We start from the raw sequence: 15,182 nt of genomic DNA on the forward strand, positions 1-15,182 counted from the left end.
ATAAAAGTGATGAACAATTATTTTATATATCATGACAGTTTAAAAATTCGCTTTCAATCTAAGCCCAAATGAGAACTTATTATCTGCATTGACTCTAAACCTATTCCAAGTTGTTGGTCCCAAAGTATTTCCTATAAAAACAGATGCGTTTAACTTTTGCAAAATTGCATTGTTAGAAAGTACAAAATTCCTTTTTACACCAAACTCCATTGGGAGTTTCTTTTTTAGCGAGCTACCCACAAAAGTATTCTCATTATTTGAGAAATTAATTGTATTTTGCAGGTATATAGCAGTATTTTTTATAAAAAAGTAGTCTAAAGCATTTTGTAAACCATAAAAAACCAGCCCGCGTCGTTGAACATAACCTACTGCAGGTGCAATTTGAACATGAGTTCGATTTAAAAGGCTTATATCTATAGGGAGAGCACTGGATATAATCCATAGAGTTTTTAAATCTCCTGGGCCTTCATGGTCGCCACTTAATATAAAAGGAATTCTTTTTTTGACGGGACTTTGAATAAAAAGGTCTCTATTTTCTTGTCTAAAGTTTTCAAGCAAATTGTTGCCTCTGGCCATTGTAGGCATAAGGCTTATTCGAAATGCTTTTTGTTGAGCATTAACCACTTCAAGCAACGTAAGTTTTCCTCCTATACCTTGCTCAGATTCATCGGTTTGTCCAAAAACATAATTGATGTAGATAAATGCGGTTAAGTCTGGAACAAATTCATACTCAAAGGATAGATGTTGAGAATTACTAGCGATGCTAGAGGAGACAGTAAAAGGGTGATGGATAGAGCTAGAGTAGCGGGATTGACTAGAATCAGCTTTTTTAAAATTAGGGTATACCGTCATAGCCAGGCCCAAGCCATTAACGCGGGACTCTGCTAAAGGACTAAGTGCACCAATGTTTCCTAAGCCATTACTCAAAAATAAATCTGTGCTGATATAGGGATTGACTCGGTATTGTAGCCCTATATCATAACGTAAAGTTTTTTTAGGTTCATGAGGTGAAAAATTAAGGCTGTTACTCCCATACACAGCTTGAAAAACACTGGACCAAAGCCCAAGCTTTTTGTGAAAGTTATAACTGACAGCGGAGCCAAAGCCTAATAAAGGCCCAAAAGCTTCAAAGTCATAAGGATTACTGGGTAAAAAGCTAGCGCTATTTTTTTTATATAAAACTGCTGTTGGAGCTATAGAAAAGCTCAATTTTTTTTTGACCCAGGAATACTGGGCACTGATTTTTGGGATGATGCCGCTACCATCAATTTCAGGTTGAGGCGGAGAGAAAAAAGTTGCGCCTCTTTGATAGCCAGAAAGCCAAAAACCAGCACTAATCATATGCCTCTGGCTTTGATCCGTAAAAAAATTATGTTTTAGTCCCAAGGTGAACTCATAATTTCCATTGTTTATACGTCCATTGAGATCAGTTAAATAAGAACTGTCAAAAACCTGAGCCCCCAGTTGGAGGTCTGTTTTATGACCTAAGCCATAAATAATTGAGGCACCCAAAAAAAATGGGGTGTCTTTGCCATCTACTTTTGAGATGTCGTTGTAAATTCTTTGTCTAGCATCCAAAGCAAGCATATTTTTTCCAAGAACTTGAGCTGAAGTCTCATAGATGGGGGCTAAAGAAAAGTTTATGCTGGGTATATTATTGCCATATACAGGCATATTTGAAAAGAGGATGAATATAAGATTTATAGCTATTTGAAGGCCAAAAATAGGCTTGTTTTTATACATTTGAACAAACATGTTCTGCTCACCTACCATAAAAATGGTTTATTTTAGTGAATAATCCACATAAGGTTTATTTTTATATTGTATAAGCGCAGAATATATATTAGATGGTTTCTCTTGCATGTAAAATTTTGGACTTGTTCTATTTTTACAGGTGTAGGGTTTATAAAAATTATGAAATTTTTGCTTAATACATTCAGCCGCTATCAAAAGCAGATACAGTTTAGTGCCTTAATCGCAGTCATTCATACACTTGTGTTTGTAATTTTTTGCCTTAAAAAGGTTATTTTAGCGGATCAATACGTTGCTTATGGTTTTCTGCTATTGTTATCAACCTTTTCTGGTACGTTCTGGTTTTTATTGATGGTATCCTTAATTCCGGCGCGTTGGCTGCGGTTTTTAGTAACATCCTTTGGCTTGCTTTTTTGGGCCATGTTAATTGTTTATAAAAAAGTGAGAGGCGCCTCATTGGACTTTTCTCTTTTGTATACCAATATCCAAGAGTTTTTATCCTATGATGGTATTCGTGAGATTGCAGTGTCTTTGGGACAATCCGAAATTGTAGCTCTTGCGCTTATTGTTATAAGTTTTATTTTATTGGAATTAAAATTTAAAGTTATATCGGGCCCTTTTACGAGTTTAAAAAAAGTAGCTTCAACCTTACTTATTGTCAGTCTGTTCAATGGGCTTGTATTTTTAGCCTTTCCAAAGAATCATCAAGAAATGTTTAGTTTTGCATGGTCGGCAAAGCGTTACTTTAATGATCCATTTATGTCGCTGGTCAAGCATGAAAGTGATCTTGAGGGTAAACAATACCCGTATGTATATGAGCACAAAGACGCTATAGAGAACACTCCTCCCAAACATATTATCTTGTTAATGTTAGAATCTTTTTCTGGTTTAGAGCTTTTTAAGTATGCGCCCAATGGAAAAGAAATAAGCCCTCATCTCAATGCTTTGGCAAAAAAAGGTTTATACATCAATCACTTTTACTCTGCCTCAGTACAGACAGCCAGAGGTCATGTGGCTTCATTGTGTTCCTTAATTCCAAGTTTCAGACAAAAAATCATGACTCGGTATCAAGATAGTGGCCTCAATTGCTTACCAAAAATTCTATCAAAACAAGGCTACCACACCATTGCCATTAAAGGCGATGACTCTTTAATTTATGACAATGAGGGCGAGTTTTTACGCAAAATTGGCTTTGATGAAGTGTATGGCAATGACCACAATTTTGTTGATGCAAGCCCGCCTAGTAAAATATGGGGTTGGGGTCCACAAGATAGTGAGCTGTACAGAAAAACAATTGCCCACGCAGACTCAATTTTTAAAAAAGATCCTGATAGCAAACTGTTTATTACCTTAGCCAGCATTTCACACCATCAGCCATTCAATGAAGTCCCTAAAGACCAGTTAAAGCTGTATACAGATCCTCAAAACTTTAGGGAGCGTTACTTGTCTTCTTTGCATTTGGCGGATGAATATTTAGGGACATTTATTGAAAAACTTCAAGCCCATCCAAAATTTTCAAAAGATACCTTATTGATTGTTACTGGGGACCATGGCTTTCCCACAGGGAGAAATAAAAACACCAGCAATGAAATGACTTACAGTGATGAATTGTTCAGAATTCCATTGGTGATGTATTGGCCAGGACAAATAAAAAGTAAGGCATTGCATGATGAAGCGTATACACAGCTTGATATAGCGCCAACCATTTTAGAATTAACCAATATAAATACCTTAAGCCATTTTAATGGAAGGGTGATTCCTATTTTTGAACAATCTAAAGTATTGCCCAACAATAGATCTATTATGTTTCAACCTTATGATGGGGGCTACTTTATCTCAATCAAGATGCCATACAAATATGTATACTCTGGAAGTACAGGAGAACAATATGTTTATAACCTACTAGAAGATCCAGATGAAAAACATAATATTATTGGTCAAATGCAAGATAGCATTATCTTACAAAGCTTTAGACAAGATGTTATTAAGATTTCAAAAAATCAGGTATTGATTGAAGAAGATAGAATTTTTCCTAAGAGTCATAATAGCAGTGGTTTAAGTTTAAATGTTCAGTAAATCAACTTTAGTCTTTAGTACGGACACAGCGAATTTGATTGCTAAAACACTTGCGACACGACAAATAGCATAAAAATAATAAAAGTCATCACTTGGGTGATAAAAACTGAGCCAGACAATATATCTTTGATGAGTCCTACAACCCGGTCAAATTGTGGGTGAAAGTGGTCAAGATAAGCCTCAAATGCAGTATTAATAAGCTCAGCTGACAGCATAATGCATGAGGAGATTATTCCTAACGCAAACCAAGTAATACTTGCATCAAAGTAGATAAAAAATACAATGAGAAGAATAGAGCAGAAAAGTTCTATTTTTAAACTATGCTCAAGTTTAAAAGCATGTTTGAGACCATTCAACGAGAAAAACAATTTTTTATGTAAGTGCTGATTTTTCATGCGCCAATTATTCTGAAAAACTATATAATAAGATAGATTCTATGTATATTTTTATACTATCTAGACTGAAGTTGAATAAAAATTATCTTATAAAGTTTAATACTATTTCATTTTACTTTTGAGATAGTTTGTTATTGATTCATAGTTAGAGTCAGTGTCTATTAACCCTTGCGCATATTGCATAGCTTTCTTTTTGTGACTGTTTTTTATGCCATGATTAAATAAGAAGTCAATCATGTATGTTGATTGTCTTTTTATTGCTATGATCAATAGGTTTTCATTAGCATTGTTAACGTTGTTAATATCCATGCCATGTTCTAAAAAAAGGTTTAACAGTTCACTGTTTTCTTTTTGTACAAGAGAGAATAAAATAGATTCGCCTTTCTTGTTGGTTTGCTCAATGTTTACTTCATGATCATTGATTAATAGCTCAATTAAGTTTTTCGTTTTTTCTTTTATGACCAAGTTGTCTTCATAATAAGGGCCAAAAAATAACTGGAAGAGAATATTTTCATTGTTATTATTGACGTGATTAATATCAATATTGTCTTGCAGCAGTAAAAAATGAATGCAATTAAATAGTTTTTCATTATCGTAACTGTATTTTGCAGCAAGCATAATCAATGAGTTGCCTTTAGTGTTAGTCAAGTTAATGTTTGCACCAGAATCAATTAAGTCTAAGGCAAATTTTTTGTCATTCCACTGACTAGCATAATATAAAGCAGACTTTCCTTCATAGTCCTGCATATTCAATAAACTTAAGGGGTTTTCAGAGTTATTAATTACATTCAATAAGTGTAAAGCCGCTTTAAGATTTTCCTCATTGTATGAAGCAAAAATTAATGGACTACTGTCAGAATATGGGTTTTTTATATTTAGTTTAGCGCCATGCTTAATCATTAGGTCTAATATTTCAATATTATTTAGTTCAATAGCAGCAAATATTGGGTAAGGAATAAACTCATAAGTTTCTCCTTCTTCATGTAGATCTGCCCCAGCTTCGATTAGTTTTTTTGCTAGATCAATATTACCATTCTTTAGACTATGTAAAACCAATTCTAGAGGATAAAAATCTGAAGATTTATTTTTATCCATAAGCAGCATGTTGTTAAAATCTTCATCGCTGTAAGGCTCATCCGGGGAAAATTGAAAGGAAGCAAACCATGTACACCAGTCATTTTTTTCAGGTAAAGCAATTGAACAAGCCATAAATTTTTCGCTGTCAAAAAAGTCATTTTGATCAGGGACTTGAGCAAATAAAGGTCCAAAAAATAACAGTAATGTAAGTATGATTTTTTTAACCATTGGAAAATTCCTTGTAACTAAATTTAATGACAACCAAATGTTGCTGAGAAAAATTGAGCTAAGTTTTCTAGATTGGTCTGAAAATAGGCTTCCTCTGTTTTATCCGGAATACCCGAAATAGAACGCATAAATTGATTGATATCAGTACTATGTTGTGATGCTTTTTCGGTAACAAGGTGTAGAGAAATAATACCCATGCCTTGAGATTTGATGTATTGAGCATACGATTGAGCCCTTTGGTGATTATCACCATCAACACCATCACTGATTAGAATCAGTATTTTTTGATAATTTTCTTGCTCTTCTCGATCTTTTGTCACTGTATTATTGTGATAGAAGAAAGCGTTGCTTAACGCTTTGGCAATATTTTCGTTACCATACCCCTTAGACCAAAAGCCATTAAAAGCTTCTTTATCTCTAGTTAGATCTACTCTTAAGACACTCTCATCTTCAGTTTGGCGATTGTTTGTGATTATTGGGAACTCCCATAAACCAACCCTTGTTTCAGGGTTCCATTGAATTAATTTACTTGCTATCGTTTGAACAGCACTGTACAGAGTTTCTTCACGGCCATTGAGGCTTCCTGAAGTATCTACAAGTAACCATATGTCACCGTTTAAGCAGTTGCCCCAATCCAAATTTTGGGCATGTGATTTGTTTTGAAAAGGTAATAATAAAATAAATGTAAGTAAAATATGTTTCCCCATAATATAGCGCATCGCATTATTTTTGGTTTTTGTCAAGGTGGATTTGAATAAGATATTAAAAAACATATTTTCCACTGAGGCCTACAAATACATCGTCTCTATTGTTGTTTTCAATATAGTTGTAGTTTTGTGTATGTTGATAAGTGATATTGCCATTAAGAGAAAATAGAGCTTTGTTGGCGGCGTTTTGCTGATTCCAAAAACATTGTAAACCGGTTTGATAAGCATGTTCTGAGCTTTCAACATTAGGGTCTGTGTTGCCATAAAATTTATTTTTAAAATCAGCAGTGCCGCTGGATTCAAAGCCTGCTTGCACAGAGCACAATAGTTTTTTTGACCAAAAATAATTAAGCTTGGCATAGCTGCCAAGTCCATCTGGTCCAATGGGATGGCCAAGGACTTTATTTTGGTTGATAAAGCCTGATTTAAAGTTTCCATGTCTGTAAGCAATATAGCTGGTTTTGGCAAATTCAAAACTAGCATCCATTTTTGGTGTTCCAAACAGTTGGTAAATATGTAAACCTAGCAAGCTTTGAAAATCACGAGCGTTGATGGGGATGTTATCACAACAATCTTCAACCAGGAACTCAGCATAGGCTTCTACTTTTTTTGGAAACAACTGATAACGAGCATCAAAAATAAAATTACGGTTGCTGACGCCAGAATAATCAGAAAAAACATCACCAAAATAGATTAGAGGATTTTGATCTTGGGTACTTTTACCAGCAAATTGAACAGTATAACTCATACCCAATTCCAAGCGTTTGTTGGGCGCAAAAGACAATTTATGCCCAACAAAAATTGGATTTTCACGATTACGGTTGGCATCAAGCACAGATATAAAAGTTTCGTACTTTACAGGGCCCAAAAACTTTAAGAAGTTAGAGAACTCAATTTCTTCATCATTGAAAATACGGATTGCCCATAAAGGAGGGGTGTTGTTGGATAAATTAAAGCTGTTAATTCGTCCTAAATTCCATTGGATAGAACTTTTTCCTAGCAAAATACGCAGTTTGGAGAACTTTAGCAGGATGTTAGCATTGTAGAGATCCATGCTAAAATCTTTGGATTGCTCATTTAAATTGAAATAAGCTCCAGCATTGATTTCTAATGTGTTAGCAAAACTTAAATGCAGATAGGGATCAAAAAATACATTACTTCCATCATGCAGTTTCTTGTCTTGATCAAAAAAAGGTGAGTTATCCAACAGGTGATTTTTTGTGGCATCAATGTCAATGATAGCTCTATCCGGTATTGAGCTATGAAATAGTCCGCTGTTCAAAGAAAATTGTGCATAAATGTTTGATAAGTGACCTTTAGGAAAAAAAACATAACCCTTGGCATCTGGTGATGAGCTGTTGATAAGATTATTGAGGGTCTGTTCGCTATAGCTGTGTTGACCTCTTAAGTTAAAACCAGGTAGGGGTTGCATGTCTGCGTATTTTTTAATGAGGATATATCTAAAATCGTCGTTGGCTAGGAAACTTTGTCCATAACTGCTGCTTACAAGGAAAAGGTAGCTTAAAAAAAGTAGTGGGTATAAACGTGTCGCTTTTTTCATGGGGTATTCTTTGTACTTTGTTCAGTGTTTGAGTTGAGTGGGATGGGTTTTTTTATAGAAGGTTTCTTATTTTTTTTACTGGATTGATGGATCACCATAATCAATAAAGACAAATTTATCATACCGGCTGAGACCATCGCGATATCTCTACCGCCTTTAAATGACTCAGCTTTTAGTGTGCTAGAGCTGATCATAAGTATAACAATCAAAAAACAAACAGATTTTTTTACAAAAGCCATGGCCTGCATGCTAGCGCAATATCATTTTTAGGGCAGAAAAACATGGTTTTTTGTGTTAATTTGGCTATAAGCCTTATGTGAAGATCTTGATTACAGGGAGTACCGGTTTTATTGGGCAAAACTTATTAAAGTATCTTGATTCAGCTCAATATCAAATTACTATTCTTAATCGTAAACAAAAAAAATTCAATAATACCTCTATCAAGCAAATTATTGGCGATTTACATGATCAGGATGCTTTAAGACAAGCTGTTGTTGGACAGGATATGATTGTGCATCTTGCTGGTTGTGTTAAAGCTAAAGACCAAATAGCTTTTGATCATGTGAATGTAGAGGGGACTAAAACGCTGTTGGATGCAGTGCTTGATAAGAATCCAAGTTTAAAGCGGTTTATTTTAATTTCGTCTTTGGCGGCGGCTGGGCCGGCAAGATCAGGGAATATTTTAGATTGTAAGCATGAAAATGAGATAAACCAGCCCATCAGCATGTATGGTGAGAGCAAGCATCGTTCTGAGAAAGTTTTTTTAGCCCATGCCTACTCTGGTGAAAAAGTGATCTTAAGGCCACCTATTGTTTATGGACCGCATGACTATCAATTGTTGGATTTATTTAAGCTGTTGAGCAAAGGTCTTGCATTAAAAATGCAGGGCAAAGAAAAGTATTATAGTATGGTTTTTGTTGAAGATTTCTGTAAGGCAATCCAATGCATGCTTGATGCCCAAAACGTAGAGAAAGAGAATATTTTTTATGTTGCTGACCCACAATTGTACAGCATGCAAGATATTATCCATCATTTTCAAAAGGCAGCAAACATTAAAAAAATCAGAGTCTTAAAACTGCCTAAAGTTTTCTTTAAAGTAATAGCCATAGCTGCAGACGGGGTTGCAAATATTTTTTCTAAGCCTCAGCCATATAATTCAGATAAATATAGAGAGATGTTAGCAGAAGCATGGACGTGTTCTCCCAACAAGATAAAGCATCAACATAATTTTGAGTGTCAGTATGATTTGCAAGCAGGGTTTGAAAAAACCATACAATGGTATCAGGAACAGAGGTTGTTAAAATGATGGATATTATTGAGTTTAGTCTAAATGATAAAGTTTTACTTAGAGATTTTGTAGAGTTTCCATTTAAGTTATACCAAGGTGAAAAGCACTGGGTACCTAAGCTTAAGATGGACTACTTGGGTGCAAGTTTGCTTGGAAAAGTTGGCATGTTCGAAGAACAGTTCCCATTCCATCAAGATGCAGAAACAGTTTTTTTGATGGTTAAGCAAGAAGATCAGATTTTGGCAACCATGACCGTTTCTATCAATCATACTTACAATGATTACCAACAACAGAATGTTGGATTTTTTGGTTTTTTTGAATGTGTTAATAAAGTTAAGGTTGCGCAATTCCTGTTTGAGCATGCAAAAGCATGGTTAAAAACAAAAGGGATTCATTCTTTTATAGGACCTTATAATTTTACGTACAACCATACCTGTGGCGTGTTGGTCAAAGGCTTTGATCTCAGTCCTTATGTTGAAATGACCTACAATTTTGATTATTACGATGCGTTATTACATTCAGTTGGCCTTAAAAAAGCCAAAGACTTGCTTTCATTTCATGTGCCAGTGGTTGAGCAATCTAGAGAAGCACGTTACTCGAAGTTGGCACAAAGAATTTTAAAAAGAAATCAAATCACCATTAGGCCGGTATCGTTAAAAAACTTTAAGCAAGATATCAGAACTTTTGTAGATATTTACAATGAAGCTTGGGAAGATTTATGGACTTTTGTTCCATTGAGTGAGCAAGAGGCAGACATTATAGCGGACAGCATTAAGCCCATTATCATACCTGAGATGTTTTTATTTGCTGAAAAAGACGGTGTACCTATAGGGGTCTCAGGCTTAATTCCAAATGCAAATGAAGTCTTAGCACTAACAGATAATAGTTTTGGACAAAGTGATGTATACCGAATATTGAATCTTCTCTTTAAAAAGAGCAGGATTAAAAGTGCACGGTTAATGGCATTTGGAGTTCGAAAAAAATTCCGTAAAAAGGGATTAGAAGCAGCCCTCTTGTCACATGCGCAACAAAAATTAAGTGGCTGTGGTTTTTCACAATGCGAAGTAGGTTGGGTGCATGAAGACAATCAACTTATTTTAGGAACCATTGAAAGTTCTAAGGGAGTACATTATAAAACTCACCGCATTTATTCGGGTAGTTGTTAACAAGATATCAATGAAACGTTTTCTCACAATAGTTCAGTATGTTTTTGCAGCCGTTAGTTTGCTTGCAATTACGGTTTATGTGTTTCGTAAATTTCCTGTTGATCAAAGTAAACTGTCTGAACTACGTTGGGGTTATCTTATTTTTTTGTTATTCTTAGCTGTCTTAGATTTATGGCTAAGAGCTTTCAGGCTAAGGCAAGTAGCGTCACTATTAAAAGAAAAAATCACAGTGTTTAAAACCTTTCAGGTAGCAAGTTTAGGGGATTTTTACTCCAGCATAACGCCGTCAAGAATGGCGGGTGAACCCAGTCGCTGGTATTATTTACAAAAATTTAATATTCCAAAAGTCAAAGCAGCTTCAATCATAGGTATAGAAAATACCATCGATCTTGTTTATTTAATTTGTTCAATCTCGCTGATACTGTACTTTTCTCAAACTCAATATGATCAACTACAAGATAGATTGTCAGGTTTAATTAAAGTCTTTTTTACAGTTTTTTGTATTATTTTGTTTTTGATGGTTTTTAGTAAAAAATTAACTTACTCTTTTTTGGTTGGTGTACAGAGAAAGTTTAAAAAAATTAATTTAGCTAAGAAATATATTCAAGCACGTGCTTATTTTTTAAATATTCTCAACTATGGGAAATTGCGTTTTTTTGCTTATGTAGGGATAACTTTTCTATGGTGGTTTAATCGCTTCAGTATATTATGGTTGATTGCGCTGATGCTTGGCTATTCGTTGTTGCCTGCAGATGTTTATATTCCTCAGTTTCTTATGTTTAACTCTTTACACTTAACACCATTGCCGATCAGTGGCGGTTCCTTTGAGGCAGCATTTGTGCTGATTTATAAAAGTAAGATACCCATAGAAGATATGGCAGTTAGTTTATTTTTATGGCGATTCTTCACCTACTATATTTATATGATTAATGGAGCGGGCGTACTTTTAATCAGATCGTTAAAAAGCAAACAATTAAAAGACACCTAGGTCTTTGGCTGCTTTTCTAAAACATTCTACTATGAACTCTATTTGCTCAAAGGTGTGGTTGTGCATATAGCTGGTTCTGATTAAAGTTGTTCCCATAGGTACGGCTGGGGGCAGGACTGGCGCACAAAAAATTCCATGATCAAACAAGGCTTGATTGAATTTAAAGGTAAAAGTCATATCGTTTTCACCTTCCAAAATAATAGGAATAATAGGTCCACCATGTTCAGGTACGTTAAAACCATATTCATTAAACAATTGACGAGCATACTCAGTATTTTTATGCAACCGACTGATACGCTCAGGCTCATCACGAATAATCTGTAAAGATTTTAATGCAGCAGCAGCACTGGCAGGAGGTATGCTGGCACTAAAAATCAGTGCTCTAGCATGGTGTCTAATATAGTTAATGACATCTTTATTGCTGGCAACATAACCACCAATAGAGGCTAAAGATTTACTGAATGTACCCATGTTAAGATCAACACTACCAGACATATTAAAATGTTGTTCTGTGCCTTTGCCTTCTTTCCCAGCAGCTCCAATTCCATGTGCATCATCAATGTATAAAAAAGCATTGTATTTTTTAGAGAGTTCTACAAGCTCGGGTAGTCTGGCGTATTCGCCAGTCATACTGAATACACCATCAGAAACAATAATTTTTTCTTGGGTATCTTCGTGTTTTTTTAATAGAGATTCTAATCGTTCAATATCGTTATGGTGGTAGCGACAAACTTTAGCCAATGAAAGGTTGTTGCCGTCAACTATGCTGGCGTGATTTTCTTTATCACTGAAAATAACAGTTTTTTTGGTGGACAAAGCTGTTAAACTGCCTAAGTTGGCAAAAAAACCGGTGCTAAAAACCACACAACTTTCATAACCAAGAAAGTTGGCTAAAGTTTCTTCTAGCTCATCATGTATAATGGTGTTGCCATTAAGAAAACGTGAGCCGCTACAAGAAGTGCCATACTTTTTTAGTGCTTGATCAGAAGCTTCAATCACGCGTGGATCGGTGGACAATGAGACATAATCATTAGAGCATGCCAGAAGCTTTTTTTCTCCATTGACTTCAACATGAACACCATCACTTTTGTTGACTGGTCTAAAATATGGGTATATGCCGGCTTCTTTCATCGCGTGCGAGTGCGTGAATTTTTTCAATCTTTCCAGAAGATGCATCAACCCCATATAGCGAAATAAGCCTATTAACGCAAGCGATTTTCAAAAAGTATGTGTTGATTACTAAATGAACTGCTAGGGATCTAAGAAAGTATAAAATGTTATTTTTCTAGTAGTTTACAATGAATTTCACATATAAATTAGGATGCAAGGTATGTTGAAAGAAAACTTACATTATTGGACAAAAAAATATGGATTTAAGATCATTCAATGGCTGGAAAAGCGCATGGAAAGAGCTTCAAAGTTTAAATTACTAGCATTCTATGATCCTTATATATTGCCTTGGGTAAAAGGACTAGAAGATCAATGGCAAATAATTAGAGCAGAATTAGACCGTTTACTTGAACATTGGCAACAATTGCCTAACTTTCAGGATATATCAAAGGATCAAACAGCCATTACTCAAGATGATCATTGGAAAACGGTTATATTTTATGGCTATGGTTTTAAGACAGATTTTAATTGTGCTGTTTGTCCCATAACAGCAGAAATTTTAAGTAAAATTCCTGGGATGACTACAGCCATGTTTTCTATATTATCTCCAGGTAAAATTATTCCACCGCATAGAGGCCCATACAAAGGGGTTTTACGCTATCACTTGGCTTTAAAAGTTCCTCAAGACTACAAAAATTGTAAAATTAGAGTGGGGGAGACTTGGCTAAGTTGGCAACAAGGAAAAAGCATACTTTTTGATGATACCTATGAACATGAAGTCATTAACAATACTAATGAAGACAGGGTCGTTTTATTTTTGGATATTGTTCGGCCTTTTTATTGGCCAATATCCTGGTTAAATAGATGTGTGATCTTTTTAATTGGTCGTTCTTCTTATGTACAGCAAGCCAAGCAAAACAATGCAGCATGGGAAAAAAAATTAAAAAAAATATTTCAGTAGTACTGAATTGGCTTTTTTTTTAGAGTGCTGTAAGCATAAAAGCAATGAAAACATTAATGACCAAAACCCTAAGGGCCAGATTATTTATTTATTATCTGGTTCCAATTGCAGTCTTGTTGACCGGTTCGTCATGGTATTTTTATAGTGTCGCTAAAAAAAGTTTAGATTATGAAATGAATTTACGACTTATCCATTTAGGGGAAACATTAAGCCAGCAAATTGATGCATTACAAATTAAGGCTCTACAAGATTTAGGTGAAAGCAGTAAAACACATTTACGCTTACATAAACGTTTAGCGCAGATTGTAGAGAGCAATGATTTGGCTTATATGTACCTTATAGATGCAGAAGGAAATAGTTTGGTTGATTCACGCCCAGGATATAAGCTAGGTGTAAAATATGTTGGCTTGGATATTTTTCAAAAAAGAATATCCAATGCTTTGGCAGGTGAAGCCAGTACTGAAAATCTATATGTTTCAGACTTAGGGTCTATCCAAAAATATGCCTTTGTGCCAATTATCAACCAAGGACAAGTTCAATCGGTTATTGTTTTAAAAGCAGATGTTTTATTTTTTGCAAGCTTAAATATTTTACGTAAGAGCTTGAGCTATTTTACATTTATATGCCTATTAATGATTGTTGTTGTGAGCAGTATTGTTTCATCTAGAATTGTTAAGCCTATAGAAAAGTTAGTAAGAAAAGCCAAAGAAATAGGTGAAGGTGTTTTAAGTAATCCAATTAAAATTAAAGCTGATGGTGAATTGCAGTATTTGGCTAACGCTTTGGAAGATATGCGCTGCAAGATAAAACAAAGAGATCAAGAAAGAGATATGATGCTTAAGGGGATTGCGCATGAAATTAAAAATCCAATTGGTGGCATAGATTTATATGTGGATATTTTATCCAGTGATTTAAAAAATGCAGACAATTTAAAGTCCGTAGAAAAAATAGGCAAAGAGACAGCTGCCATGAAGCGTGTTGTGGATGAGTTTTTAGATTTTGCCAGAGGGATTGTTTTAGATGTAGGGGAGCACGATGTTGATGGGTTTTTGTTGAGATGCAGTGAATCTTTTGAACGTGAACTTAAAGAGAAAAAAATTGTTATGCAAGTTAACCCCCATGGCTACAAGTGGACCTTTGACCAACATTATATCAAGCGTGTTGTACTCAATTTAATGAGAAATGCTCTGGATGCTGTAGAGCCTGAGAAAGGGAAGATTGTTGTTGATTCAAAGTTAGAAAAAAACACTTTGTATATTACAATTGAAGATAACGGTAAGGGGATCTTAAAACAAAACTTAAATGAGATATACAAACCTTTCTTTACCAGTAAAGCACAAGGTATGGGCTTGGGCCTGGCCTTTTGTAAAAAAATCATTGAAAAACATGGCGGTATTATTGATATACAGTCTGAGTATGAAGAAGGGACTGTGGTGAAAGTGAGTTTACCCAAACATGGCTAAGATATTAATTATTGAAGATAATAGTACCATGGGTGAAGGTATGTTAGAAATTCTACAAAAAGAAGGGCATCTTGTAGATTTAGCGTATCAAGGGGAACAAGGAGTTATTTTAATTAAACGCCATCAATATGATCTTATCTTTTGTGATATGCGCTTACCAGACATGAGTGGCCTTGAGGTGTTGGCTGAGCACCAAAGTAGTAAGAGCAAAGCTAAGTTTGTGTTTATTACGGCCTTTGGCAATATTGAGCTTGCTGTAGAATGCATTAAAAAAGGTGCCTATGATTTTATCCCTAAGCCATTTACACCCAATGTTTTGCGTGAAAAAGTAATTGAATACACACAAAAAAAAGAATAAACTACTGAAAATATTGGCTTTTCAATCTTTTCTAAATAAGAATGAATCTGTA

General features: G+C 34.9%; 14 protein-coding genes. 7 read left to right on the forward strand and 7 right to left on the reverse strand.

Features of this window, described 5'->3' with window-relative positions; genetic code table 11:
* Nucleotides 1-39 precede the first annotated feature (39 nt).
* Nucleotides 40-1,755 carry a hypothetical protein gene (locus PKC21_03735; protein HMR24448.1) on the reverse strand — a complete coding sequence of 572 codons (1,716 nt, stop codon included), beginning with the start codon at nucleotides 1,753-1,755 and terminating at the stop codon, nucleotides 40-42.
* Between the two features lie 159 nt (nucleotides 1,756-1,914).
* Here PKC21_03735 and PKC21_03740 point away from each other — a divergent pair, with 159 nt between their 5' ends.
* Nucleotides 1,915-3,828: an LTA synthase family protein gene (locus PKC21_03740; GenBank protein HMR24449.1), complete on the forward strand. Its 1,914-nt coding sequence runs from the start codon at nucleotides 1,915-1,917 to the stop codon at nucleotides 3,826-3,828.
* A gap of 41 nt (nucleotides 3,829-3,869) precedes the next feature.
* Here PKC21_03740 and PKC21_03745 read toward each other — a convergent pair whose 3' ends face one another.
* From PKC21_03745 to PKC21_03765, 5 genes are all read right to left on the reverse strand, one after another.
* Nucleotides 3,870-4,223, reverse strand: a complete 354-nt coding sequence (locus tag PKC21_03745) for a diacylglycerol kinase (protein HMR24450.1) — start codon at nucleotides 4,221-4,223, stop codon at nucleotides 3,870-3,872.
* Between the two features lie 102 nt (nucleotides 4,224-4,325).
* Nucleotides 4,326-5,528 (reverse strand): ankyrin repeat domain-containing protein, encoded by a 1,203-nt coding sequence (locus PKC21_03750; protein HMR24451.1) that lies wholly within the window; start codon nucleotides 5,526-5,528, stop codon nucleotides 4,326-4,328.
* 23 nt (nucleotides 5,529-5,551) lie between these two features.
* The gene (locus PKC21_03755; protein ID HMR24452.1) at nucleotides 5,552-6,235 is read right to left on the reverse strand and encodes a VWA domain-containing protein; all 684 of its coding nucleotides are present in this window, start codon (nucleotides 6,233-6,235) and stop codon (nucleotides 5,552-5,554) included.
* 55 nt (nucleotides 6,236-6,290) lie between these two features.
* Nucleotides 6,291-7,796, reverse strand: a complete 1,506-nt coding sequence (locus tag PKC21_03760; GenBank protein ID HMR24453.1) for a capsule assembly Wzi family protein — start codon at nucleotides 7,794-7,796, stop codon at nucleotides 6,291-6,293.
* Entirely contained in the window at nucleotides 7,793-8,035 is a 243-nt protein-coding gene (locus PKC21_03765) for a hypothetical protein (GenBank protein HMR24454.1), read from the reverse strand. The genes PKC21_03760 and PKC21_03765 overlap by 4 nt, the downstream gene beginning before the upstream one ends.
* 77 nt (nucleotides 8,036-8,112) lie before the next feature.
* On the opposite strand from PKC21_03765, the gene PKC21_03770 reads away from it, so the two are divergent.
* Genes PKC21_03770 through PKC21_03780 form a run of 3 tightly spaced genes read left to right on the forward strand, consistent with a single transcriptional unit; the run spans nucleotide 8,113 to nucleotide 11,238 of the window.
* Nucleotides 8,113-9,102 carry an NAD(P)-dependent oxidoreductase gene (locus PKC21_03770; GenBank protein HMR24455.1) on the forward strand — a complete coding sequence of 330 codons (990 nt, stop codon included), beginning with the start codon at nucleotides 8,113-8,115 and terminating at the stop codon, nucleotides 9,100-9,102.
* Nucleotides 9,072-10,250 carry a GNAT family N-acetyltransferase gene (locus PKC21_03775; protein ID HMR24456.1) on the forward strand — a complete coding sequence of 393 codons (1,179 nt, stop codon included), beginning with the start codon at nucleotides 9,072-9,074 and terminating at the stop codon, nucleotides 10,248-10,250. The genes PKC21_03770 and PKC21_03775 overlap by 31 nt, the downstream gene beginning before the upstream one ends.
* 10 nt (nucleotides 10,251-10,260) lie before the next feature.
* Nucleotides 10,261-11,238, forward strand: a complete 978-nt coding sequence (locus PKC21_03780; GenBank protein ID HMR24457.1) for a lysylphosphatidylglycerol synthase transmembrane domain-containing protein — start codon at nucleotides 10,261-10,263, stop codon at nucleotides 11,236-11,238.
* Here the strand turns inward: PKC21_03780 and PKC21_03785 are convergent.
* Nucleotides 11,224-12,414, reverse strand: coding sequence for a pyridoxal phosphate-dependent aminotransferase family protein (locus PKC21_03785; GenBank protein ID HMR24458.1), 1,191 nt, complete (start codon nucleotides 12,412-12,414; stop codon nucleotides 11,224-11,226). The two genes, PKC21_03780 and PKC21_03785, sit on opposite strands and share 15 nt — an antisense overlap.
* A 154-nt stretch (nucleotides 12,415-12,568) precedes the next feature.
* Between PKC21_03785 and PKC21_03790 the strand changes: the two genes are divergently transcribed.
* From PKC21_03790 to PKC21_03800, 3 genes are read left to right on the forward strand one after another with little or no spacing between them, the layout of a single operon-like run.
* Entirely contained in the window at nucleotides 12,569-13,309 is a 741-nt protein-coding gene (locus PKC21_03790; GenBank protein ID HMR24459.1) for an aspartyl/asparaginyl beta-hydroxylase domain-containing protein, read from the forward strand.
* 44 nt (nucleotides 13,310-13,353) lie between these two features.
* On the forward strand, nucleotides 13,354-14,772 hold the full coding sequence (locus PKC21_03795) for a HAMP domain-containing sensor histidine kinase (protein HMR24460.1): 1,419 nt from the start codon (nucleotides 13,354-13,356) through the stop codon (nucleotides 14,770-14,772).
* Nucleotides 14,765-15,130: a response regulator gene (locus PKC21_03800; protein ID HMR24461.1), complete on the forward strand. Its 366-nt coding sequence runs from the start codon at nucleotides 14,765-14,767 to the stop codon at nucleotides 15,128-15,130. The genes PKC21_03795 and PKC21_03800 overlap by 8 nt, the downstream gene beginning before the upstream one ends.
* Nucleotides 15,131-15,182 lie beyond the last annotated feature (52 nt).

It is taken from the genome of Oligoflexia bacterium (genome assembly GCA_035326705.1).
In the GTDB taxonomy this organism is placed as follows: Bacteria; Bdellovibrionota_G; JALEGL01; order JALEGL01; family JALEGL01; genus JALEGL01.

Excerpts from the sequence above, each read along its gene's own strand:
- PKC21_03735 (HMR24448.1), bottom strand. The coding sequence starts at position 1,755 with ATGTTTGTTCAAATGTATAAAAACAAGCCTATTTTTGGCCTTCAAATA.
- PKC21_03740 (HMR24449.1), top strand. The coding sequence starts at position 1,915 with ATGAAATTTTTGCTTAATACATTCAGCCGCTATCAAAAGCAGATACAG.
- PKC21_03745 (HMR24450.1), bottom strand. The coding sequence starts at position 4,223 with ATGAAAAATCAGCACTTACATAAAAAATTGTTTTTCTCGTTGAATGGT.
- PKC21_03750 (HMR24451.1), bottom strand. The coding sequence starts at position 5,528 with ATGGTTAAAAAAATCATACTTACATTACTGTTATTTTTTGGACCTTTA.
- PKC21_03755 (HMR24452.1), bottom strand. The coding sequence starts at position 6,235 with ATGGGGAAACATATTTTACTTACATTTATTTTATTATTACCTTTTCAA.
- PKC21_03760 (HMR24453.1), bottom strand. The coding sequence starts at position 7,796 with ATGAAAAAAGCGACACGTTTATACCCACTACTTTTTTTAAGCTACCTT.
- PKC21_03765 (HMR24454.1), bottom strand. The coding sequence starts at position 8,035 with ATGGCTTTTGTAAAAAAATCTGTTTGTTTTTTGATTGTTATACTTATG.
- PKC21_03775 (HMR24456.1), top strand. The coding sequence starts at position 9,072 with ATGGTATCAGGAACAGAGGTTGTTAAAATGATGGATATTATTGAGTTT.
- PKC21_03780 (HMR24457.1), top strand. The coding sequence starts at position 10,261 with ATGAAACGTTTTCTCACAATAGTTCAGTATGTTTTTGCAGCCGTTAGT.
- PKC21_03785 (HMR24458.1), bottom strand. The coding sequence starts at position 12,414 with ATGCATCTTCTGGAAAGATTGAAAAAATTCACGCACTCGCACGCGATG.
- PKC21_03790 (HMR24459.1), top strand. The coding sequence starts at position 12,569 with ATGTTGAAAGAAAACTTACATTATTGGACAAAAAAATATGGATTTAAG.
- PKC21_03795 (HMR24460.1), top strand. The coding sequence starts at position 13,354 with ATGAAAACATTAATGACCAAAACCCTAAGGGCCAGATTATTTATTTAT.
- PKC21_03800 (HMR24461.1), top strand. The coding sequence starts at position 14,765 with ATGGCTAAGATATTAATTATTGAAGATAATAGTACCATGGGTGAAGGT.